Annotated in this window: 20 protein-coding genes; 10 read left to right on the forward strand and 10 right to left on the reverse strand. The window is 69.2% G+C overall.

Annotation, left to right across the window (positions count from 1 at the left end; translation table 11 throughout):
- The coding region (locus AVR91_RS20135) for a glycoside hydrolase family 2 protein (protein WP_394329957.1) at positions 1-1,128 on the reverse strand (1,128 nt) is incomplete at its 3' end.
- A 108-nt stretch (positions 1,129-1,236) separates the two neighbouring features.
- Between AVR91_RS20135 and AVR91_RS20140 the strand changes: the two genes are divergently transcribed.
- Positions 1,237-2,490 carry a glycosyltransferase family 4 protein gene (locus AVR91_RS20140; RefSeq protein ID WP_063277511.1) on the forward strand — a complete coding sequence of 418 codons (1,254 nt, stop codon included), beginning with the start codon at positions 1,237-1,239 and terminating at the stop codon, positions 2,488-2,490.
- A 189-nt stretch (positions 2,491-2,679) separates the two neighbouring features.
- Here AVR91_RS20140 and AVR91_RS44325 read toward each other — a convergent pair whose 3' ends face one another.
- The 3 genes from AVR91_RS44325 to aceA all read right to left on the reverse strand — a co-directional run bounded on the left by AVR91_RS44325 (position 2,680) and on the right by aceA (position 6,166).
- Positions 2,680-2,811, reverse strand: coding sequence for a hypothetical protein (locus AVR91_RS44325; protein ID WP_255431241.1), 132 nt, complete (start codon positions 2,809-2,811; stop codon positions 2,680-2,682).
- Between the two features lie 360 nt (positions 2,812-3,171).
- Positions 3,172-4,776 carry a malate synthase A gene (aceB, locus tag AVR91_RS20145; protein ID WP_063277510.1) on the reverse strand — a complete coding sequence of 535 codons (1,605 nt, stop codon included), beginning with the start codon at positions 4,774-4,776 and terminating at the stop codon, positions 3,172-3,174.
- Positions 4,777-4,879: 103 nt separating this feature from the next.
- The gene (gene aceA / locus AVR91_RS20150; RefSeq protein WP_063277509.1) at positions 4,880-6,166 is read right to left on the reverse strand and encodes an isocitrate lyase; all 1,287 of its coding nucleotides are present in this window, start codon (positions 6,164-6,166) and stop codon (positions 4,880-4,882) included.
- Between the two features lie 228 nt (positions 6,167-6,394).
- Between aceA and AVR91_RS20155 the strand changes: the two genes are divergently transcribed.
- Together AVR91_RS20155 and AVR91_RS20160 are read left to right on the forward strand one after the other, a co-directional pair.
- Complete coding sequence (locus AVR91_RS20155; protein ID WP_063277508.1) at positions 6,395-7,822, forward strand: short-chain fatty acyl-CoA regulator family protein; 1,428 nt, start codon at positions 6,395-6,397, stop codon at positions 7,820-7,822.
- Positions 7,823-7,899: 77 nt separating this feature from the next.
- Positions 7,900-8,724 carry an NAD(P)H-binding protein gene (locus AVR91_RS20160; protein ID WP_063277507.1) on the forward strand — a complete coding sequence of 275 codons (825 nt, stop codon included), beginning with the start codon at positions 7,900-7,902 and terminating at the stop codon, positions 8,722-8,724.
- Between the two features lie 70 nt (positions 8,725-8,794).
- On the opposite strand, the gene ilvA is transcribed toward AVR91_RS20160, so the two are convergent.
- Positions 8,795-10,051, reverse strand: coding sequence for a threonine ammonia-lyase IlvA (gene ilvA / locus AVR91_RS20165; RefSeq protein WP_016336579.1), 1,257 nt, complete (start codon positions 10,049-10,051; stop codon positions 8,795-8,797).
- 95 nt (positions 10,052-10,146) lie between these two features.
- On the opposite strand from ilvA, the gene AVR91_RS20170 reads away from it, so the two are divergent.
- Complete coding sequence (locus tag AVR91_RS20170; protein WP_016336580.1) at positions 10,147-10,713, forward strand: NADAR family protein; 567 nt, start codon at positions 10,147-10,149, stop codon at positions 10,711-10,713.
- A gap of 94 nt (positions 10,714-10,807) precedes the next feature.
- On the opposite strand, the gene AVR91_RS20175 is transcribed toward AVR91_RS20170, so the two are convergent.
- Complete coding sequence (locus AVR91_RS20175) at positions 10,808-11,566, reverse strand: acyltransferase (protein ID WP_043848328.1); 759 nt, start codon at positions 11,564-11,566, stop codon at positions 10,808-10,810.
- A 53-nt stretch (positions 11,567-11,619) separates the two neighbouring features.
- On the opposite strand from AVR91_RS20175, the gene AVR91_RS20180 reads away from it, so the two are divergent.
- From AVR91_RS20180 to AVR91_RS20190, 3 genes are all read left to right on the forward strand, one after another.
- On the forward strand, positions 11,620-12,579 hold the full coding sequence (locus tag AVR91_RS20180) for a nucleoside hydrolase (RefSeq protein ID WP_016336582.1): 960 nt from the start codon (positions 11,620-11,622) through the stop codon (positions 12,577-12,579).
- A complete protein-coding gene (locus AVR91_RS20185; protein ID WP_016336583.1) occupies positions 12,579-13,706 on the forward strand; it encodes a C40 family peptidase in 1,128 nt (375 codons plus the stop codon). Before AVR91_RS20180 ends, AVR91_RS20185 begins: the two co-directional genes overlap by 1 nt.
- Before the next feature lie 64 nt (positions 13,707-13,770).
- Positions 13,771-16,359, forward strand: coding sequence for a hypothetical protein (locus AVR91_RS20190; protein ID WP_143254038.1), 2,589 nt, complete (start codon positions 13,771-13,773; stop codon positions 16,357-16,359).
- Between the two features lie 48 nt (positions 16,360-16,407).
- Here AVR91_RS20190 and AVR91_RS20195 read toward each other — a convergent pair whose 3' ends face one another.
- Positions 16,408-17,427 (reverse strand): hypothetical protein, encoded by a 1,020-nt coding sequence (locus tag AVR91_RS20195; RefSeq protein ID WP_063277505.1) that lies wholly within the window; start codon positions 17,425-17,427, stop codon positions 16,408-16,410.
- Positions 17,428-17,528: 101 nt separating this feature from the next.
- On the opposite strand from AVR91_RS20195, the gene AVR91_RS20200 reads away from it, so the two are divergent.
- Positions 17,529-18,149, forward strand: coding sequence for a TetR/AcrR family transcriptional regulator (locus AVR91_RS20200; protein ID WP_083737656.1), 621 nt, complete (start codon positions 17,529-17,531; stop codon positions 18,147-18,149).
- 4 nt (positions 18,150-18,153) lie between these two features.
- Positions 18,154-18,672 carry an SMI1/KNR4 family protein gene (locus AVR91_RS20205; protein ID WP_063277503.1) on the forward strand — a complete coding sequence of 173 codons (519 nt, stop codon included), beginning with the start codon at positions 18,154-18,156 and terminating at the stop codon, positions 18,670-18,672.
- A gap of 28 nt (positions 18,673-18,700) precedes the next feature.
- Here AVR91_RS20205 and AVR91_RS20210 read toward each other — a convergent pair whose 3' ends face one another.
- Positions 18,701-20,050: a carotenoid oxygenase family protein gene (locus AVR91_RS20210; protein ID WP_063277502.1), complete on the reverse strand. Its 1,350-nt coding sequence runs from the start codon at positions 20,048-20,050 to the stop codon at positions 18,701-18,703.
- Between the two features lie 88 nt (positions 20,051-20,138).
- Between AVR91_RS20210 and AVR91_RS20215 the strand changes: the two genes are divergently transcribed.
- The gene (locus tag AVR91_RS20215) at positions 20,139-20,663 is read left to right on the forward strand and encodes a TetR/AcrR family transcriptional regulator (protein WP_063277501.1); all 525 of its coding nucleotides are present in this window, start codon (positions 20,139-20,141) and stop codon (positions 20,661-20,663) included.
- Positions 20,664-20,719: 56 nt separating this feature from the next.
- Here the strand turns inward: AVR91_RS20215 and AVR91_RS20220 are convergent, their stop codons facing one another.
- Positions 20,720-21,985 (reverse strand): carboxylesterase/lipase family protein, encoded by a 1,266-nt coding sequence (locus AVR91_RS20220; RefSeq protein ID WP_063277500.1) that lies wholly within the window; start codon positions 21,983-21,985, stop codon positions 20,720-20,722.
- Between the two features lie 9 nt (positions 21,986-21,994).
- The gene (locus AVR91_RS20225) at positions 21,995-22,900 is read right to left on the reverse strand and encodes an MBL fold metallo-hydrolase (protein WP_063277499.1); all 906 of its coding nucleotides are present in this window, start codon (positions 22,898-22,900) and stop codon (positions 21,995-21,997) included.
- Between the last annotated feature and the right edge of the window lie 73 nt (positions 22,901-22,973).

Genomic DNA, 22,973 nt, shown 5'->3' on the forward strand with positions numbered 1-22,973 from the left:
CGGCATGTCCTGCCAGACGAGGAGGCCCAGCCTGTCCGCCCAGTGGTACCAGCGTTCCGGCTCGACCTTGACGTGTTTGCGGACGAAGTTGAAGCCGAGCTCCTTGGTCTTCTCCAGATCGAACCGCAGTGCCTCGTCGGTGGGCGCGGTGTGGATCCCGTCGGGCCAATAACCCTGGTCGAGCGGGCCGTGGAGGAAGGTGATCCGGCCGTTGAGCGCGATCCGCGGCCTGCCCTGGGCGTCGGCGACCGTCCCGATCGTGCGGAGCCCGGTGTAGGACTCGACGACGTCGAGCACGTTGCCGCTTTCGTCGAGCAAACGGACCTGGAGGTCGTAGAGATAAGGGTCGCCCGGTGTCCACAGGCGAGGCCTCGGAAGGTTTGCGCGCAACCGCCGCCCTGTCTCTCCTTCGACGCGTGCCACTTCCGCGCCGTCGGGTTCGCTGACGATCATTTCCACCCGGGCGCCGCCTGTGACCTTGGGCACAACGGTCACCCCTTCGAGATCCGGCGTCAGCGGCAGTTCCCGGATGTGCGCGAACGGCACGGGCTCCAGCCAGACGGTCTGCCAGATCCCCGACGCGGCGGTGTAGAAGATCCCTTTCGGGTCGTTTCGCTGCTTGCCCACGGGGTGCGTCGAGGCGTCGGTCCGGTCCGTCGCGCGGACGGTGAGTTCCTGCGATCCGGACGGGCGCAGGACGTCGGTGATGTCCGCGCTGAAGGCCGTGTACCCACCTTCGTGGACGGCCACCTTTTGGTTGTTCACCCAGACCGTCGCGGACTGGTCGACGGCGCCGAAGTGGAGCAGTACCCGCTGGCCGTCCCATTCGGACGGGACGTGGAAAACCTTGCGGTACCAGAGGGTTTCGTCCCGCCGTCCGATGCCGGAAAGCGCCGACTCCGGCGGGAACGGCACCAGGATCCGCTCGCCGTACCCGTCGCGGCGGGGCGCGCCGCTGCCCGCGTACTCCCAGACGCCGTTGAGGTTCAGCCAGCGTTCGCGGACCAGCCGGGGACGCGGGTACTCCGGCAGCGCGTCGCCCGGTCCGACCTGCGCGGACCACGGCGTCGAGAGCACCGGTTCGACGGTCTTGAAGGCCGGTCCGGCCGCGTTCACCGAGGAGGTCATCGATCCGATGGTGGCAAAGATCGCCACTCCTGTCGCCCTCGATCGGGTTCACCGGCAGGGGTGATCGCCCGGTCCCGGTGCCGACCGACTCACGAGTAACCTCCACCCATGCGCGTGCTGATGTTGTCGTGGGAGTACCCACCCGTGGTCGTCGGCGGACTCGCACGGCACGTCCACGCCCTGGCCCGGCATCTCGCCAGGCAGGGGCACGACGTGGTCGTCCTGTGCCGTCACACGGCGGGCACCGACGCCGAGACCCATCCGAGGACCGATCGCGTGGTCGAGGGCGTCCGGATCATCCGGGTCGCCGAAGACCCGATGCACGTGACCTTCGAACGGGACCTCGTCGCGTGGACACTGGCCATGGGACACGCGATGGTCCGCGCCGCCACCGATCTGCTGCGCACGTGGCAGCCGGACGTCGTGCACGCCCACGACTGGCTGGTCACCCACCCCGCGATCGCGATCGCGGAGGCCGCGCGGGTGCCGCTGGTCGGCACGATCCACGCCACCGAGGCCGGACGGCACTCCGGTTGGCTGTCGCATCCGCTGAACCAGCAGGTGCACTCCGTCGAGTGGTGGCTCGCGAACCGCTCGGACGCGCTGATCACCTGTTCGCAGGCCATGCGCCGCGAGGTGGCGCATCTGTTCGAGGTCGACGCCGACGCGGTCACCGTGATCCACAACGGCATCGAGGAGCGCACCTGGCAGGTGCCCGCGGAGGAGGTCGCGCACGCGCGCGAGGTCTACAGCCCCTCCGGCGCGCCGCTGCTGCTCTACTTCGGGCGGCTGGAATGGGAGAAGGGCGTGCAGGACCTGCTCGCCGCGCTCCCCCGGATCCGCCGGGCCAAACCGGGGACGCGGCTGGTCGTCGCCGGCAAGGGGCGGCATCTGGAGGAACTGGTCGACCAGGCCCGCAAGCTGCGCGTCCGGCGCGCGGTGGACTTCGTCGGGCATCTGTCCGACCGTGAATTGCGCGCCGTGCTGGCCGCGGCCGACGCCGTCGTGCTGCCCAGCCGGTACGAGCCTTTCGGCATCGTCGCTCTGGAGGCCGCCGCCGCGAAGGCGCCGCTGGTGGCTTCGACCGCGGGCGGGCTCGGCGAGGTCGTCGTCGACGGCGAGACCGGCCTGGCGTTCAGCCCCGGCGACGTCGAGGCGCTCGGGGACGCCGTCGAGGCGGTGCTGGACGACGAGGTCGCCGCCGCCCGGCGGGCGCTGACCGCGCAGTCGCGGCTGGCCGCGGACTTCGACTGGGGCAGGATCGCTGAGGCGACCGTGGCCGTCTACCGGCGTGCTCGCATCGGCGAGCCGGTGGAGCTGGGGCGGCCGAAGATCGCGACCGGTAACGCCTTCGAGCCCTGATCGCTCGCATTCAGTCCTCTGAATGCNNTTCGCAACGTTGAAGGTTGCGCAAGTGGCTTTCGCAACACGAGCGCCGGGCTGAATACGGGGCGAAGGGGAATCCGGGACGTCGGGGAACCCGGATCCCCCTTCACGAGCGACGCGGGTCGCGAGGGGCACGACCCCCGGGGCTGCTCTAGGTGGCGAAGATCAGAAGTGGCACGGCCGGACACAGTCCGGCTGCACCGAGACCCCGGCCGAGGCGGACACCGCGGGGGCGGCGAGGGCGACGGCGAGGACGGCGAAGGTCGCGGCCAAGAGCGTTCTCAACTGCTTCTTCATGGTGGCTCCTCGGGGAAACGGGCGGATTTCCCGCCCGGCGCCGAGCATCCGCGCGACCCGCCGCCGAAACAACGGGGGTATCACTAGGTACCCCTACCTAATCGCGGTCCGTGACCGATTCGTCCGGTCCCGTGAGTGTGCCCGGAGCCGGAAAGCCGCGGAGACCCCGCCCACTGCGGTGTGGGGGTGAGCGGGGTCTCCGCGGCGAGGCGCACGCCCGACAGCGCTACCGGAAGAGCGCGCGCGTGAAGCGGGTCCGGTGGCGGGGAGCCTCCGCCACCGGACCCGTTGGGCCACACCGTCCCAAACCGGTGTGGAACCCGGCCGCCCCGCGTCAGGTAGAGGCGGCCGGAGCCTTGATCAGTGCGTGGTCAGGTATCGCGCGTACGCACCGGTGGTGAGGAAGCTCGGCAGCTTCTCGCCCAGCGCGGTCTCGGTGAAGATCTCGTAGGCATCGCCGAGACGGGTGCCCTCGCCCAGTTCGGAACGCACCGACGCCAGCTCTTCGTCCAAATAGGACACGGCGAGTTCGCGGGTGAGCGCGGTACCGTCTTCGAGCTTCGTGCCGTTGCGGATCCACTGCCACACCTGGCAGCGCGCGATCTCGGCGGTGGCGGCGTCCTCCATCAGGTTGTGGATCGCCGCCGCGCCGGTGCCGCGCAGCCAAGCGTCGATGTAGCGCAGCGCGACGTTGATGTTGGCGCGGACACCGGCTTCGGTGACCTCGCCGCCCGCGCTGGCGACGTCGAGCAGATCCTCGGCCGTCACGACGACGTCTTCACGGAGCTTGCCGAGCTGGTTCGGCCAGCCGCCGAGGACGTCGTCGAACACCTCGCGGCAGACCGGGACGAGGCCGGGGTGCGCGACCCACGAGCCGTCGAAACCGTCGTTCGCCTCGCGTTCCTTGTCCTGGCGGACCTTCTCCAGCGCGGTCGCGTTGATCTCCGGGTCCTTGCTCGGGATGAACGCGGCCATCCCGCCGATGGCGTGCGCCCCGCGCTTGTGACAGGTGCGCACCAGCAGTTCGGTGTAGGCCCGCATGAACGGGACGGTCATCGTCACCTGTGCGCGGTCCGGGAGCACGAAGTCCGCACCGTGTGAGGAGAAGTTCTTGATGACGCTGAAGATGTAGTCCCAGCGGCCGGCGTTCAGCCCGGCGACGTGCTCGCGCAGTTCGTAGAGGATCTCCTCCATCTCGAACGCGGCGGTGATCGTCTCGATCAGCACGGTGGCCCGGATCGTGCCGCGCGGGATGCCGAGTTCCCGTTGCGCCAGCAGGAAGACGTCGTTCCACAGCCGCGCTTCGAGGTGGTTCTCGAGCTTCGGCAGGTAGAAGTACGGGCCGCTGCCGCGGGCCAGCAGCTGGCGCGCGTTGTGGAAGAAGTAGAGACCGAAGTCGACCAGGCTAGCCGAAACCGGGCGGCCGTCGATGCGGATGTGCTTCTCCACCAGGTGCCAGCCGCGGGGGCGGGCGACGATCGTCGCGGGCTCGTCGCCGATCGTGTAGCGCTTGCCCGCCTCGGTGGTGAAGTCGATGTTGCGGCGGATCGCGTCGAACAGGTTGAGCTGTCCGTCGATCACGTTGTGCCAGGTCGGCGACGTCGCGTCCTCGAAGTCGGCGAGCCAGACCTTCGCGCCGGAGTTGAGCGCGTTGACCGTCATCTTGCGGTCGGTCGGGCCGGTGATCTCGACGCGGCGGTCTTCGAGACCGGGCGCGGACGGGGCGACCGACCAGCTGCTGTCGTCGCGGATCTCGTGCGTCTCGGGCAGGAAGCCCAGCGGCTCCTCACCGGACTGGAGCTTCTCGCGGCGCAGACGGCGCGCGTCGAGCAGTTCGCGGCGGCGGCCGGCGAACGCGTTGTCCAGTTTGGCCACGAAGTCCAGCGCGGCCGGGGTGAGGATCTCGGCGAACCGGTCACCGGCGGGTCCGCAGACGTCGATCCGGTAGTTCAGCTTCTCAACCATGGTGTGCCTCCGCTGGGCTTCGCGAGAGAGAGGGAAGGGGATGGGGGGTGGCGGTCTCCCCTGGGAGTCGGGAGACCGCCACCCGGCATCTACTTGCGAGGGATCAGAACTGCTCGGCCTCGGTGGAACCGGCGAGCGCGGTGGTCGAGCTCTCCGGGTTCAGCGCGGTCGCGACGTTGTCGAACCAGCCGGTGCCGACCTCGCGCTGGTGCTTCGTGGCGGTGTAACCGCGCTCCTCCGAAGCGAACTCGCGCTCCTGCAGGTCGACGTAGGCGGTCATGCCCTCGCGGGCGTAACCGTGCGCCAGGTCGAACATCGAGTAGTTCAGGGCGTGGAAGCCGGCCAGGGTGATGAACTGGAACTTGTAGCCCATGTGGCCGAGTTCGCGCTGGAACTTCGCGATCGTCGCGTCGTCCAGGTGCTTCTTCCAGTTGAACGACGGCGAGCAGTTGTAGGCCAGCATCTGGTCCGGGTACTTGGCCTTGATCGCCTCGGCGAACTGGCGGGCGACCTCGAGGTCCGGCTTGGAGGTCTCCATCCACAGCAGGTCGGCGTACTCGGCGTAGGCGAGACCGCGGTCGATGCAGGGGTCGATGCCGTTGGTGACGTTGTAGAAGCCCTCGGCGGTGCGCTCGCCGGTGACGTACTTGCGGTCGCGCTCGTCGACGTCGCTGGTGATCAGCGTGGCGGCCTGCGCGTCGGTGCGGGCGACGATCAGCGACGGCACGTTCAGCACGTCCGCGGCGAGGCGGGCGGCGTTCAGCGTGCGCTCGTGCTGCTTGGTCGGGATCAGCACCTTGCCGCCGAGGTGACCACACTTCTTCTCGGAAGCGAGCTGGTCCTCCCAGTGCACACCCGCGGCACCGGCGGCGATCATGCCCTTCATCAGCTCGAAGGCGTTGAGCGGGCCACCGAAGCCGGCCTCGGCGTCGGCGACGATCGGGGCGTACCAGTCGATGTCGGTGTTGCCCTCGGCCCAGTTGATCTGGTCGGCGCGGCCCAGCGCGTTGTTGATGCGGCGGACGACGGCGGGCACCGAGTTGGCCGGGTAGAGGCTCTGGTCCGGGTAGGTCTGGCCGGAGAGGTTGGCGTCGGCGGCGACCTGCCAGCCCGACAGGTAGATGGCCTTGAGGCCGGCGCGCACCTGCTGCACGGCCTGGTTACCGGTCAGGGCGCCCAGCGAGTGGACGTAGTCCTCGTTGTGCAGGAGGTCCCACAGCTTCTCGGCGCCGCGGCGAGCGAGCGTGTGCTCCTCGACCACGCTGCCGCGCAGCTTGACCACGTCAGCCGCGGAGTACGACCGCTTCACGCCCGCCCAGCGGGGGTCGGTCTCCCACTGCTTGGCCAGTTCGGCGGCCGCCTGCTCCAGCTGCTGCGCGTGCTGAGTCATCGGATTCTCCCGGTGTTGCGAAGTTTGCGAGTGATCGCCTTTCCTGACTCGACCCTGACATGACTGGGGAAATCCGATCCAGGCCTCCAATTTGCCAATTTCTGCGAAGCTTCCGTAGCATCTTGCAAAGGTTGCGAATCGCAGGTTCGCAAGCGGAGCGAAAATTCACGTGCTTGACCGTTCACTGAATCGTTCAGGCCCGGAAACCTTGCGGACAGAGAGGCCTCAGTGGACAAAACCTTCGCCGGAGCGAAGCTGCGGCATCTGCGCGAAAGCCGGTCGATGAGCCAGGCGGATCTGGCTCGTGTGCTGGAGATCTCACCGAGTTACCTCAATCAGATCGAGCACAACTCGCGTCCGCTGACCGTCCCGGTGCTCCTTCGCATCACCCAAGCGTTCGGAGTGGACACCGAGTTCTTCGCGAACAACGACACCGCGCGGCTGGTCGCGGACGTGAAGGAAGCGCTGCTCGACGAGGTGCTCGGCGTCGACGTCACGAACAGCGAGCTCAACGACCTGGCCACGAACCTGCCGACGATCGCCCAGGCACTGGTCAAACTGCACCGCAGCTACCGCAACGCCGTCGAAAACACCGCCGCGCTGACCACGGAAAACGGCCTCGGCCTGCACGGGAGCGCCGCCACCGCCCTGCCGCACGAAGAGGTCCGCGACTTCTTCTACGAGCGGGAGAACTACGTCGCCGAGCTGGACGAACGCGCCGAACGCATGGCGCACGACATCCCGCTGCAACGCGGCCAGGTGCTCGCGGCGCTGAAGGAGTCGCTGATCCAGCGCTACGGCGTCGACGTCACGAGCGAAGGCATCGACGAGGCCAACGGCGAACAGCACCGCTACGAACCGGGACCGCGAGTGCTGCGGCTGGCGCCGAGCCTGCGGGTCGGGCAGCAGGCGTTCCGGATGGCCTCACAGATCGCGCTGCTCGAATACGACGACCTGATCACCGAACTCGCCGACTCGTGGGCGTTCTCCGGGCCCGCCGCGCGTTCGCTGGCCCGCGTCGGGCTCGCGAACTACTTCGCGGGCGCGCTGATCCTCCCCTATGGACCGTTCCTGTCCACCGCGGAGCGCTTCCGTTACGACATCGAGCGGCTGTGCGACCACTTCGGCGTCGGCTTCGAGACGGTCTGCCACCGGCTCTCGACGTTGCAGCGGCCGAAGAACCGCGGCGTGCCGTTCTCGTTCGTGCGGGTCGACCGGGCGGGGAACATGTCGAAACGCCAGTCCGCGGCCGGTTTCCACTTCTCCCGCGTCGGTGGCGCGTGTCCACTGTGGAACATCTACGAGGCGTTCACCCAGCCCGGCAAGATCCTCACCCAGATCGCGACCCTGCCCGACGGCAAGAGCTACTTCTGGGTCGCGCGGACGGTTTCGCGCAACATCGGCGGCTACGGCAGCCCCGGCAAGACGTTCACCGTCGGCCTCGGCTGCGAACTGCGGCACGCGAAACGGCTGATCTATTCGACCGGGCTCGACCTCGACGACCGCGCCGCCGCCACGCCGATCGGCATGGGTTGCAAAGTCTGCGAACGCCCCGCCTGCTCACAGCGCGCGTTCCCGACGATCGGCAAGCAGCTCACCGTCGACGAGAACACGAGCACCTTCGTCCCGTATCCGGCGGTGCCCAAGTCGCCTTGAGCCGCCCCGATCTCCCTGGCAGGGTTGCCGTCGACGGCCGCCGGTGTGACGGCGGCCACCGCACTGGGGAGAACTGGATGATCTTGGTGACCGGGGCAGGCGGCAACGTCGGCTCGGAACTGACCGGAATCCTGGCGCGCGGCGGGCATCCCGTCCGCGCGCTGGTCCGCACACCGCGACCGTTACCGGACGGCGTCGACGCGGTGGTGGGAGATCTCAACGAGGCGACGAGCCTGAAACCCGCGTTGGACGGTGTCCGTGCGGTCTTCCTGCTCGGCGGCTACGAGGACATGCCCGGCGCGCTCGCGGTGATGCGGGACGCGGGTGTCGAGCAGGTGACGCTGCTGTCGTCCCGTTCGGTCGTCGGCGGGCACGCGGACAACGCCGTCGCCGGGACGCACATGGCGGCCGAGGCCGCGGTGCGCGCTTCGAAGCTGGCGTGGACCTTCTTGCGGCCGAGCGGGTTCATGTCGAATTCGCTGCAATGGGTCGCACAGCTTCGCGCGGGGGACGTCGTGCGCGAGCCGTTCGCGAACGTGCCGGTGGCGACGATCGACCCGTACGACATCGCCGCCGTCGCCGCGGAATCGCTGACCACGCCGGGACACGAAGGCCGGGCGTACGCCATCACAGGCCCGGGTTCGCTCCGGCCGGCCGACCGGCTGCGCGTCCTGAGTGAACTGCTGGGGCGGGAGCTGCACCTGGAACCGCTTTCGGACGCCGAGGCCCGCGTGACGATGAGTGCGGAGATGCCGGCGAAGTACGTCGACGCCTTCTTCCGCTTCTTCGCCGAGGGCGAGTTCGACGACTCCGAGGTCACGGGTGCCGTCCAGGATCTGACCGGACGGGAGCCACGGCCGTTCGCGACCTGGGCACGGACGCATCTGGCCGCCTTCCGCTAGGCCCGCGTGTGTCATGAAAGGGTCGTTCAGGACGTTTTTCGTCCTGAACGACCCTTTCATGACATCCGGGTCACACCAGGAAGTGGAAGAGCGGGCTGCCCGGTTCCACCCGTTCCACCTGCAGCGGGCTGACCTCCAGCCGGTGCAGAAGACCTTCCAGGTCACCGGGCCGCGCGAGTTCGACGCCGATCAGCGCCGGGCCGGTCTCGCGGCTGTTGCGCTTCACGTACTCGAACCGCGTGATGTCGTCGTCCGGCCCGAGGACCTCGTCGAGGAACCGCCGCAGCGCACCGGGCTCCTGCGGGAACCCCACCAGGAAGTAGTGCTTCAGTCCTTCGTGGATCAGCGACCGTTCGAGCACCTCGCCGTAGCGGCTGACGTCGTTGTTGCCGCCGGAGACGACGCACACCACGATCTGCCCGGGGTCGATCTTCACCGTCGTGCCGAGCGCGGCGGTCGCGAGCGCGCCCGCGGGTTCGGCGATCACGCCGTCGGACTGGTACATCGCGAGCATCTCGGTGCAGATCGCGCCCTCGGCGACGTCGGTGAGCTCGACGCCGCCGTCGCGGACCAGCGGATACGTCACCGATCCGGCCTGCGCGACCGCCGCACCGTCCACGAAGGTGTCGACGCTTTCGAGCCGCACCGGCTCCCCCGCCGCCAGCGCGGCCGCCATACAGGTCGCGCCGGCCGGCTCCACCCCGACGATCCGCATCTCCGGCGCGCGTTCCGCGGCCCACGCGGCGATCCCCGCGAGCAGGCCGCCACCGCCGACCGGCACCACCATCACGTCCGGGACGAACCCGAGCTGCGCGACGACCTCCATCGCGACCGTGCCCTGACCGGCGACCGTCTCCGGCGCGTCGAACGCGGGGACCAGCGTCGCGCCGGTGTTCTCCGCGTCCTGCTTCGCCGCGCTGAAGGCGTCTTCGTAGGTCTCGCCGACGACGATGACCTCGATATGCGAACCGCCCAGCGTCGCGATGCGCTCGCGCTTCTGCCGGGGCGTCGTGCCGGGGACGTAGACGCGGCCGTTCGCGCCGAGGCGGCGGCACGCGTACGCGACGCCCTGCGCGTGGTTGCCCGCGCTCGCGCAGACGACGCCGCGCTCCCGGTGCTCCGCGTCGAGCTGGACGATGAAGTTATAGGCGCCGCGGATCTTGTACGAGCGCACGGTCTGCAGGTCTTCGCGTTTGAGCCAGACCCGGGCGTCCACCCGCGCCGAAAGCCGCTCGTTCGGTTCGAGCGGCGTGCGGGTCACCACCCCGGCCAATCGCTTGGCGGCCTCTTCGACCGTTCGGGCGCTCACCGTTTCGATCCCTTGCACGAATGCTGAATGTACTGACCGGCCCCGGCCACGACGGAGAGTGGTCCAGTGGGTGCTTCACCGGGTTGTCGGTGGCCTGTGGTCCACTGGTCGCCATGGTGAGCAAGGTCGACGGAGTCCGGAGTCTCGATGCGTTGCGCGAGCTGGTCCACAGTGGCGCGGAGCCCGAGTACCAGCTCTTCTACGGCCACACCCCGCTCAAGAGCGGCCGGGTCAACGCGGCCTGCCTGAGCCAGTGGTGGCTGGCGCCGTTCGTGGTGGACGGTGAGCGGTACCCGACGGCCGAGCATTTCATGATGGCGAGCAAGGCCGAGCTGTTCGGCGATCACGCCGCGGCGGCGAACATCCGTCAGGCGCCGGACCCCAAGACCGCCAAGATCCTCGGGCGCGAGGTCGCCGGGTTCGACGCCGAGGTCTGGGAGCGGCACCGTTTCGACATCGTCATCGACGGCAACCTCGAGAAGTTCCGCCAGCACGCCGAAGAGCGCGAGTTCCTGCTGAGCACGGGCGACAAGGTGATCGTCGAGGCGTCGAGGATGGACCTGGTCTGGGGCAGCGGCCTCGCCCGCGAGGACAAGAACGCCACCCGCCCCGACTACTGGCGCGGGCAGAACCTCCTGGGCTTCGCGCTCATGGAGGTCCGCGAGCAGCTGCGCGGCTAGTTCTCGCGTGATCAGAGACCGAACTCGCGTGATTGAAGGCGGAACTCGTGTGTGCGGCTTCCGATCACGCGAGTTACGTCTCTGATCACGCGAGTTACGAGTCCACGCCCAGGGTCTTCTGGAGTGCCTTGTTCGCCTTGCGCGCCATGTCCGCGACGGCCTCGCGGCGGGCGGCGTCGGCGGCGTAGTCGTCCTGGCGGTTCCGGACGACGCGCGCCGGCGAGCCGACGGCGATCGAGTAGTCCGGGATCTCGCCCCGCACCACGGCGTGCGCGCCGAGGACGCAGCCGCGGCCGACGCGGGTGCCCTTGAGCACGGAGACCTTGGTGCCGATCCAGGTGTCCGGCCCGATCCGCACCGGCGACTTCACGATGCCCTGGTCCTTGATCGGGACGGTGATGTCGCTGGTGACGTGGTCGAAGTCGCAGATGTACACCCAGTCCGCGACGAGCGTGGCCGCGCCGAGTTCGATGTCGAGGTAGCCGTTGAGGACGTTCTGCCGCCCGAAGACGGCCTTGTCGCCGATGCGCAGCGAACCCTCGTGGCAGCGGATCGCGTTGCCGTCGCCGATGTGCACCCAGCGGCCGATCTCCAGCCGCCCGTAGCCGGGACGGCAGTGGATCTCGACGTCCTTGCCGAGGAACACCATCCCCCGCAGGATGATGTGCGGGTTCGCGATCCGGAACTTCAGCAGCCGCCAGTACCGCACCAGGTACCAGGGCGTGTACGCGCGGTTTCGCAGCACCCAGCGCAGCGAGTCCTTGGTCAGGAACTTCGCCTGACGCGGATCACGACGGGCCTGGCCCCAGGCGCGGAGCCGCGACAACGCGGGCGCACCCCACATGGACGTCATACCGGTGACCGTAACCTGTGAACAGGCCGTCGACCGCAAAGGGGAGCACGCGCATGGGGACCAAGCTGATCATCGACACCGACCCGGGGGTCGACGACGCCTTCGCGCTGGCGCTGGCCTCGCAAGCAGAGGACGTCGACCTGCTCGGCGTGACCACGGTGTTCGGCAACGTTCCGCTGAGCCACACCACCGCCAACGCCCGCCGTCTGCTGCAGCTCTTCGGCCGCGACGACGTCCCTGTCGCCGCCGGTGCCGCGCGGCCGATGGTCTACGACAACGCCAAACCCGCCGGATTCGTCCACGGCGAGGACGGCCTGTCCGGGCACGCCGGGACCTTGCCGGAGGCGAAACGCCCGCTCGACGAACGCGGCGCCGTCCGCCTGCTGGTGGATCTGCTGGAAGCCGCCGACGAGCCGGTGACCATCGCCCCGATCGGCCCGCTGACGAATATCGCGCTGCTGCTCGCGGCCCATCCGGACATCCGCGAGAAGATCGGCAGGATCGTCATCATGGGCGGCGGGGTGACCAAGGGGAACTCCACCACCGCGGCCGAGTTCAACATCTGGAGCGACCCCGAGGCCGCGCGCCGGGTGCTGGTCGACGAGGACATCCCCACGGTGCTGGTCCCGCTCGACATCACGCACCAGTGCTCGGTCGACACGGACTGGCTCGGCAAACTCGCCGCGTCCGGGCCGCTCGGCGCGGCGCTCGAAGCGCTGACGCCCACCTACGTCGAGCACTACACCCCGATCCTCGGTCTCCCCGGGATGGTCATGCACGACGCGGTCGCGGTGGCCGAGGCGATCCGGCCGGGCATCCTCGACGTCGAGTCGTACCCCGTGGACGTCGAGTGCGGCTTCGGCCCCGCCCGCGGCGCGACGCTGGTGGACCGGCGAAGGCTGCGAAGCACCGATCCGCAGGCCGTGCCCGGCCGCACCATCGACGTCGCGCTGACCACCGACGTGGACGCCTTCCGCGAGTTCGTCCTCGGCTCCATCACCGGAGGCCGGTGATGGAACAGGAAACCTCGCGCCGCCGCAGGCTCCCGGTGATCGCCGCCGCGGTCGTCGTCGCGGGCGCCGCGCTGGTCGCCGCCATCACCTTCGCGCCGAAGGACGAGCCGAAGACGGAGGCCGCGGCCGTCGAGTCCTCGGCCCCGCCCACACCGCCGCCGTCCTCGTCCGCCCCGGCTGAGATGCCGAAGGAACAGCCGAAGGTCCCGCAGCAGATGGGGCAGGAGTTCGACGCCTGGGTGTCGAAGACCAGCGGCTGGCTCGACATCCCGCTGCGCGCGATGACCGGGTACGCGAAGACCACCGTGGCGCTGAGCAAGGAGACGCCGGGCTGCCGCCTGTCCTGGGTGACGCTGGCCGCGCTCGGGAAGATCGCCTCCGATCACGGCCGCGCCGCCGGATCGGGGCTGAACGCCGACGGCGTGCTGACCAAGCCGCTCGGCGCGGTCGAGGTCCGCGACTTCTACAACAAGGTCGTCTCGTCCGCGAACGCGAGCGGCCCGCTGCAGCTGACGTCGTCGGTGTGGGACCGCTTCAAGGCCTCGGCGAGCGGCGGGAAACCGGATCCGCAGAACATCGACGACGCCACGCTCACCGCCGGGCGCGCCCTGTGCGCGGGCGGCCGCGACCTCGGCCAGGGCCAGACGTGGTGGAACGCGGTGAGCACGCTGCAGCCCGCGCCGCTGCTGATGCACCGCACGCTCGCGACGGTGAACGTCTACGGCACGGTCGGCCAGAGCCCGCAGCCGCCGAACGCGGCGGCCTTGAGCGCGGTCAACTTCGCCATCGACAAGATCGGGCTGCCGTACGTCTGGGGCGGCAACGGCACCGGCGGCAGCGATCCCGGCTTCGACTGCTCCGGCCTGACGACGGCCGCGTACGCCAGTGCCGGCGTCAAGCTCATGCGCACCGCCCACACGCAGTACCACAGCGTGGACAAGGTGACCGATCCCCAGCTGGGCGACCTGATCTTCTACGGCGAGCCGAACACGAAGATCCACCACGTCGGGCTGTACATCGGGAACCAGCAGATGATCGACGCCCCGCAGACCGGGCAGGCGGTGCAGGTGCACACCTACCGGAAGCAGGGCGACGACTACGCCGGAGCTGGCCGCCCGACGGCTTAGGACGAAGGCAACCAACCCTCCCCTTAAGGCGTGTACGTCGTGCATGCCACAAGGGAGGGCCAGCATGACCTTACGAAGATCACTGACGTTGCCCGCCGTCGCGCTCGCCATCGCGCTCACCGTCTCCGGTGGCGGGATGGCGGCTGCCACCGATCAACAGCGTTCGGAAGTGACGCTGTCCGCGACGTCCTGGGGTTACGTCGACTCGGCGACACCGGCCACCGCCTACTTCAAGCCGTCCGGCAGCCTGCCGGTCGGCACCTGGGACACCACACCGCACCTTCAACGCTCCTACGTGAATTTCGACCTCGGCTCCTTGCGAGGTGTGCCGTTCACGACGGTGCTGCTGTCGGCGGGCGAGACGCACTACGTCGACTGCGACCGCCGAGCCACCGAGGTGTGGCGGACCTCCGCCTACACCAAGCAGTCGACCTGGCAGAGCCGCCCGGCGGAGCACACACGGGTGGCGTCCAGGGGCGCCGACAACACCTGCATCGACAACCACGCCACGTTCGACGTCACCGCCGCGGTGCGGGACGCGATCGCACAGAAGGCCCGTCACCTCACGCTGGGCATCCGCGTCGCCGAAGCCCACGAGGCGGACCCTGCGTTCTATCGGAGGATCGAGTCCCCGGCGACGCTGCGGGTGGTGAACAACGCTCCGCCCGCGACACCGGCCGACCTCCGCACCAACGACGAGCCCTGCGCCAAGGACGGCACCGGACCGCTGGTCAATCACCAGGCGAAGCTGAGCGCACGGCTGTCCGACCCGAACGGCGACACCACGTTCGGGCAGTTCACGTGGTGGCCGGTGGCGGACCCGTCACAACGGCGTACGGCCGCCGGCTCCGAGGCGTACGTGGACACCTGGGGCCTCGCCGACGGTACCTACGCGTGGGAGGTGTACGCACAGGACAGCTGGGGGGCGAAGTCGTCCACGACCGGCCCGTGCCGGTTCACCGTCGACCGCACGAATCCGAACGCGCCCGCCGTCGCCTCCGCGACGTACCCGGCGGACACCGAGGGCGGCGGGGTCGGTGTGGCGGGCGAGTTCACCTTCTCCCCCAACGGTTCCACCGACGTCGTGCGCTACGACTACGACTTCGGCGGGGATATGCGGGAGATCGCCGCGGGCCCCGACGGCACGGCCACCATCAGCTTCACCCCCACGGCCAACGGCCGGCACTCGGTGGTCGTACGAGCGTGGGACCGGGCGGGCAACCTCTCGCTCAGTACCTACCACTCGTTCATCGTCAAGGAGACGCGGCCGACGGTCACGTCCGACCGCTATCCGCCGCAGGGCGGCCCGGACGGCGGCATCGGCGTGCCTGGCGTGTTCAGGTTCGCGCCGGCGGCACCGAACGTCGTGGCGTACGACTACCGGCTGAACGACGGCGCGTCCGCCACGGTCACGGCGGGCCAGGACGGCGTCGCCGAGGTGACGATCACGCCGGCCGCCGGCGGTGAGCACGTGTTGTTCGTGCGCAGCACCGACGCCTCGGGCGTGAAGTCGCCGGAACGGGAGTACCGGTTCCTCGTCGACGCGTCACCGGTGGTGAGCGGGCCCGAAAACGTCGACCTCGGCGCCTCGGTCACGTACACGGCGAAACCGAGAATGCCGCACATCGTCGAGTACGACTACTGGTTCGCGAGTGCCGAGAGTACGAAGTGGACGGTCAAGGCGAACGCCGACGGAACCGCCGCGCTGCCGGTCGAAGTCACCTCGACCGAGCAGACCCTGCTGCGGGTCCAGGCCCGCGACGCGTCCGGCGGACTGTCCCCGGTGACGGAGAAACGGTTGTGGCTCAACACTTGGCGGCCCACGGTCGACTACACGGGCGACATCGCGACGGAGGGTGCTGCCGTCGCGTTCACGTTCACCACCCCGATGCCGAACGCCGTGGAGTTCGAGTACTGGCTGGCGGCGGACCCGGCGACCAGGTGGACCGTGCCCGTCAGCGGGAACACCGCGACGGTGAACTACACCCTGCCGAGGATCGGCGACTACGAGATGCTGGTGCGCGCGAAGAACACTGCGAACGTGTGGTCGTCGACGGGCAACATCACCTGGACGGCGACGAACGATCCGGCGGTGACCTCGAAGGAATTCCAGATGAACGGGCGGGTGTTCCCCGGCACCTTCACGTTCGACGCCCGCCAGCCGGGCGCGGTGGCGTTCGAGTACTCGTTCGACTGGGGTCCGTTCCAGCGGACGGCCGCCGAGAACGGGCGCGCCGTGCTGGCGTGGACTCCCCCGCTGCCACCGGAAGGCTCGGCCTACCACAACCTGCGGGTGCGCACGGTGACCGCCGACAACGTCTCCTCGCAGGAGAAGGCGTATTACTTCAACATTTTGAGCGCGCCGTACGTGTCGTCCAAGGAATACCCGGAAAGCGAGTGGTCGGGCGGCGCCGGTGTGCCGGGGAAGTTCACCTTCACGCCGGGTATGCCGGGCATGGTCTCGTACACCTACTACGTCCGGAACGACTGGGGTGCCGTGACGGAGGAGATCACCGTACCGGCGGACGGTTCGGGGACGGGGACGATGACGTGGACCCCACCGGACCGGGGCATCTACTCGGTCCACGTGCGGGGCAACACGGCCGACGGCGGCAAGTCGGGTGGCATCGGCTACTCGGTGTACGTCAACTGACCGCGTGACCGGCGGCCCCGTTCCCGGCCGGGAGCGGGGCCGCCGTGTTCAGCCGCGGTAGTAGTCGGCGAGCGCCGCGAACGCGGCCTTGGGTTCCCACGGCATGCCCGGATAGGTTTCGCCGTCGCGGTTTTCGAGGACCTTGACGATGCCGAGACTGGCCAGGTCCAGGTCACGGCGAGGGTCGTCGGGACGGTGCGGGTAGTTGGAGAGCGCGAAAAGGTAGACGAAAGCGGCGTCGACACCTTCGGCGTCGAAGATCTCCAGCAGCTCGCGCAGGTATTCGGCCTGCCCGGCCTCGTCGCGGTCGTACTCGCCGTTCAGCCGGACCGGGCGGCCGGTCTCGTCGTGCTCGACGATCTCCATACTGCGCGGGGCCAGCTCGCCAGCGCCGCGCCAGGTGGCCGTGCCGAAGCCGGTGATCGCGAGCGGCTTTCCTTGCGCCACAAGGGCGCGCACTCCTTCCTGGAACCGGTCGGCCACCTCCGCGGACCGGATGAGTTCGACCGACATGATGTCGAAGAGGGTCCAGTCGACCCGCTCGAACGGGATGCAGGCGTAGGTGACCTTCCCGAGAAAGCGCTCACGGACCGTTGCCACGGCCTCGTCGAGGAAATCGTTGAGCCGCGCGCTCGCCTCGGCGACGCGCTCACCCAGGCTCTCCGGCCTGCCGAAGAGTCGTTCGAGCCGCTCGGCGATGTCGTCACCGGGCAGGAATCCGTGGTCCATGAGGCTCAGCTCGACGCCGGTGACGAACACGACTTCGACTCCCGTCCGCCGGACCCGCTCCGCCCGCCGCGCGCAGTCGGCGAACAACGCCAGCATCTCCTCGGGCGTCAGCTCCAACGGGTAGGGCGAGAACCAGACCTCCAGCCCGAGTTCGGCCGCGAGGTGGGCGGCCTGTTCCAGCCGTTCCGGGTCGCCGCCGACGAGATGTACGGCGTTGCAGTGCAGATCGTCACGGATGATGGCCAGCTCCCGTTTCACCAGGTCGAGATCGAAGTTTTCGCGGGAGTTCTCGCCGCCCCTGACGAAGCCGGTGTCGTAGGCGATGCCTTTGGCACGCATGGGTTCGGTCCTCTCGTGTCGGAAGGTGGTGCCCGAGGTTAAGCAGAAACTTGCGTGCACGCAAGTTTGCGTTCGCGCAAGTTGCCTGGGACACTCGACCCGTGACCGGATTGCGCGATCAGAAGAAGCAGGCCACCAGAAAGACCTTGCGCGAGGCGGCACTGCGGCTGGCCCTGGAGCGTGGCCCCGAAAACGTGCGCGTCGACGACATCGCCGAGGCCGCCGGAGTCTCGCCCCGGACCTACAACAACTACTTCTCCAGCCGCGAGCAGGCCATCGTCGCCGCCGTCACCGCCGAACGGGAAGCACGCATCGCGACGGCGGTGGCGGCCCGGCCCGCTGAAGCCAGCCTCGCCGACACCGTGATCGAAGCGATCGTCGAGCTCTACACCGACCCGGGCGAGCACCATCGCGACGCGCTGCTGCTGATCACCACCCGTCCGGCGTTGCGCGCCGCCTTCACCGACACCACCAGCGCGATGGAACTCCCCCTCGCCGACGCGCTCACCGAACGCCTCGGCGACATCCCGCCACACGTCGCCCACGTGCTCGCGGCGAGCGTGACCGCGGCGGTGCGCATCGCACTCGAGCGATGGCTGCAGCCGCTCACGACCGGCGGGCTCGTCGTACCCTCCGGCTCGCTGCCCGACCTGCTCCGCACCGCGCTCGCCCCCCTCGTTCCCGCACTCGACGCCGCCGAAGCCCGTGGCGACATAAGGTGATCGCGTGTACTCCCCGATTCCGGTCCTGAACGAGCTGAAGGACCTCTACGACTCGACCGGCGACTACCTCGCCGACGGTTTCGAACTGTCCGGCTACGACGACAAAAGCCGCTTCCCCCAGGAGCTGGACGACCCCGAGTTCCTCTCGCGCCTGATCCCCTTCGCCCAGGCGAACGGGAGCGGCTCGACCTACGCGATCTGGCGAGCCGACGACGCGACGGAGCCGATCGTGGTCTTCGGCGACGAGGGCGGCGAGCACGTCATCGCCCGCGACTTCACGGATTTCCTGCGGCTGCTGGGTTTCGACGCCGAGATCATGGTCGACCACGATTCGGCCTATTACTACCGCGCGGAAGACGACGACCACAGCGGCTCGCACGAGCTGTTCGTCGAGTGGCTCCGAGGGCGGGGCCTGACGCCGTCCGAGGATCCGGACGCCGTCGTGGCCGCCGCCCAGGAAGCCCACGGGGACCGGTTCCGGGCGTGGATCACGCCGTTCTACGAGCAGATCGGCTGGGCCTGAAAGGAAGCAGCGTCGTCAGGTCCAGCCATCAGGCGGCGGGAATCCAGCTGCCGTGCAGTCCCAGCGGGACACGGGCTGGCAGGTGGACCCTCGCCAGCGGCTCTCCGGTGAAGTCCTGCGACGCCAGGATCACCAGATCCGCCGCACCCCGGTCGCGGTCGTGGACATAGACCAGGTTGTAGCCGTCGTCCTCCGCGGCCGCGCGGGCGGACGGGACGAACACGGTCTCCCCCGCGCTCGCGTCGCGGCCGAACTCGTGGGCCTCGGTGACGCCGGTCAGGAGATCGTGTTTGAGGAGAGCACTGCTGAAACCCTCGTCGGGGCGGTCCGGTTCGGTGGCGCTCGGGGTGGCGTACAGCTCGGCCGCCGCCGAATAGCCGTAGCGGTAAGGCTTTCCGCCGAACCGGCCGTTGAGGCGCGGGAAATCCTGCGGGCGGTCGTGCAGCAGCGTGCGCGTGGCCCGGTCTGCCGCGAGATCCGCCGTCCAGCGTTCGAGCACGGGTTTCGAAGCGCCGACGTCGGCGAAGTCGATCGGCCGGGGATGCACGACCACGTCCACCACCACGGTTCCGTCGTCCTCGAAGGCGTTCAGGGTGTGACCGACCATGACGGGCGCGGTCTCGAACCACCGCACCGTCCCGCCCGCTCTCGGCAACAGTCCCAGCCGTGACGGCAGTTCCCGGTTCCAGTGGAACGGCACGCCCGTCACCAGGCGTCCGGGCTCGAAGACCATCGGGGACTCGTAGAACACCACGTAATGCTCGGTGAGCGCGAAGTCGTGCATATACGGCAAGGTCGGCGCCTTGATGTCGGTGACGCTCCGGTTGCGCCCGTCGGGACCGATCACGATGTGCTGCACGAAGTCCGCGCCGTACCGGAAGGCCAGCGAGTGCAGCTCACCGGTCGCGTGGTCGTACTTGCTGTGCGCGTTGGCGGAAAAACCCTGTTCCGTCGCACCGAGGCCGGCGGGCCCGACGGTGTCGAGTTCATCGGTCAGCTCATACGGGGCCAGGCCTCCTTCGATGAGTGCGTAGAGGCGGCCTCCGTGGCCGGCGATCTGGACGTTCGGCGCGAAGTCCAGGCGCTCGTCGGCCACCTGCCCGCGCCGCGGTTCCCCGAGCCGGTCGGCGACGGAGGCCGACCTGACCCAGCGGTTGCGGTACCACTCGGCGCGGCCGTCGCGCAGGCGCACGCCGTGGACCATGCCCTCCCCGAGGGTCCAGATATGCGCCGACGCGTCTTCGAGACCGAGCGGGTTCGGGCCGATCCGCAGGTAGCGGCCGTCGAGATCGTCCGGGATCTTCCCGGTGACGGGCAGATCGAAGGCGGTGATCTCTTCGGTGACCGGGGCGAAGTTGCCGAGGACATAGCGATTCATCGTCGTTCCCTTGCTACGAGACGTCTTGAACATTTGTATAATACATTTGTATAAGACGCTTGTCACAGCCTGCCGCTAGGATCACCGCATGGGACAACGAGAGGACCTCCTCGACGGGGCCAAGCGCTGCCTGATCGAACGCGGCTACGCGCACACCACCGCGCGGGACATCACCGCTGCCTCGGGAGCGAATCTCGGCTCCATCGGTTACCACTTCGGTTCCAAAGAGGCCCTCATGAACGAGGCCATGATCGAGCTGTCCACCGAAGTGGTCGAGCGCCTGCGCGAGGCGGAGGACACTTCGCTCACCTCTACCTGGCAGGGCCTCGTCGACTCCTTCACCGAGCAGCGCGACCTGTGGACCGCCGTCCTGGAGACCGCGACCCAGGCCATCCGCTTCCCGGAACTGCGCGAACGGCTCGCCGACGCCCAGGACGAAGGCAGGAAGGTCCTCGGCGAACGCCTGTCCGCCACCGACGCCGACGCGGCGGGCGCCGTCCAGTTCGCCCTCATCGCGGGCGTGATGATGCAGCACCTCGTCGCCCCGGACCGGGCCCCCAGCGCGGAAACGATCGTCCGCGGCCTGAAGGCCCTCGCCGGCGGCACCGCCTGACTCAGGCGCCCCGTCAGACCCCGCACGCGACACTGGCACCGGTCCGGCAGGCGCTGTCAGCCGAAGAATTCGACGGTGTCCGCCGGCCAGCCGGGATCGCCGGTCCTGGCGAACGCGACCCACGCGCCGTGCATCCTGGCCGCGAGACCTTCCGGGGCGGGATCGGGCCCGAGCAGGCCGGCCTCCCCGTGCAGCCATGGCTCGCCCGCGACGTCGAAGACGAACGGCAACTCGACGGTGTGCGCGGCGCCGAGCCGTCCGTTCGACGCCGTCGAGCGATGGCCGAACGAGTACCGGTGGGTGTGGCCGCCCGAGATCCGCGCGTGCGCCCGCGCCAGGCGCTCGGTACCGGCGCCGAACAGTATGTGCCCGAGATCTGTTCGACCGTAAAGGTTTCCTTCCTCGGTGTTGGTGCCGATGAGCAGCGAGACGCCACCGTCGAGCGGACCGTCGGCGGGCTGGACCGGCGACACGAGGCTGAACGGGCTCAACCCGGCCAGCGGATCCTCGGCCGTTTCGGTTCGCAGGTCGAGACCGGCCAGCGCGGGCAGGATCTCCACGAACCGCTCGTCCGGGATCTTTCCGAACGCTCGCGCGGTGGGCTCCGCTCCCAGCGCCGAAGCGGCCGCCGCGGTGACCCGGGCGGCCTGCTCCGGTGTGAAGGCGCCGGTTCCGCTGCCACTCTGGACGATCGCCCGGCGGAACAAGCCCTTGGCCTCCGGCGTCGCGAGCAGTGCGCCGGTGAGCGTGGCCCCCGCGGATTGCCCGAAGACGGTGACGTTGCCCGGATCGCCCCCGAACACCGCGACGGTGTCCCGCACCCAGCCGAGCGCGGCGAGCACGTCGAGCAGCCCCCGGTTGGGCGGAGCGCCTTCCAGGTCGAGGAAACCGGGGACGCCGAGGCGATAGTTCACCTTCACCAGAACGACGCCATCGCGCGAGAACGCTCTTCCGTCGTACAGCGCGGCGCGGGCCGAACCGGTGACGAAGCCGCCGCCGTGCACGAACACCATGACCGGGCGGCGGCCGCCGTCCGCCGCGGGCGTCCGGACGTCGACGGTGAGGTACTCGTCGCCGCGCACCCAGCCGGGTCCGAAATACGGGGTCATGTCGAGCCCGCCGAAGTCGCGCACCGGTTGGGGAGCCGTCGGCCCGGGCCGTGTGCCGTCGCGGACGCCGGGCCAGCCCGGATGCGGCGACGGCGGGAGGAAGCGGCCAGGTCCGATCGGTGCCGCCGCGTACGGGACGGCCTGGTAGAGCTCGCCGAAGGAGTCGCGTCGGCCGCGCACGACACCGGACGGGGTTTCTGCCTGTACGTACACGAAAACTCCTCAGGAGAGGGCGGAGAACCCGGCCCACCGCGCGATCGCGAACTTCGATCCCCGGCGCTCGACCCGCAGAGCGCCCTGAGCACCGAAATGCGCGGGGAAGACGAGAGCGTTGTCGTCGGCGGCCTCGCCGAGCACTTTGTGCCGGGTGGCGCGGGATCCCGCCGGGTCTTCGCAATAGGGCGAATTGGTGTCCGGCTCCACGATCTGCACCGCGGTGTGCACGAGGTCGCCCACGAACAACGCCCTCTCCCCACCCGATTCCAGGGTGAGCACGGACGAGCCGGGGGTGTGGCCGGGCGCGAGATCCAGCCGCAGATTCCGGTCGATGCGGTGCGTGCCGTCCCACAGACGGGTCAGCCCCGCCTCGTGCACCGGCGCGACACTGTCCTCGAAGACATTCTGATTTCCCCGCCCCAGCACGGAATCGTGGGCTTCGGCCGGGTTCCAGAAGTCGAAGTCGGGCCGCGGCATCAGATACTCGGCGTTCGGGAAGGTCGGCACCCAGGTGCGGCCGTCGAGCCGCGTGTTCCAGCCGACGTGGTCGATGTGCAGATGGGTGTTGACCACGACGTCGACGTCCTCGGGCCGCACGCCGGCGGCCGCGAGGTTGTCGAGGTAGGCGGTGTCGAGGCGGTTCCACACCGCCGCGTAGGGCCGGTCCTTGTGGTTGCCGACCCCGGTGTCGACGAGGATGGTGCGTCCTTCGCTGCGGATCAGCCAGGACTGCAGCGCCGTGTGGCATTCGTTCGTCTCGGGGTTCCAGAAGTCGGGCGCCAGCCAGTCGCGGTGTTCGTCCCACGCGCCACCGGGGCTGTCCGGCATGAACTCGGCCGGCGTCATGCCGAGCGAACCGTAGAACTCCTTGACCCGGGTGACGGTGACGTCTCCGATGGTGATCTCGTCCATGTCCCCGAGCCTGCGGCCCCGGCCGGACGCGGACCACGCCCCGTTTGTCCTCCCACTGGGAGGGTGTGGCTGA

The organism is Amycolatopsis keratiniphila subsp. keratiniphila (genome assembly GCF_001620365.2).
GTDB classification, from domain to species: domain Bacteria; phylum Actinomycetota; class Actinomycetes; order Mycobacteriales; family Pseudonocardiaceae; genus Amycolatopsis; species Amycolatopsis keratiniphila.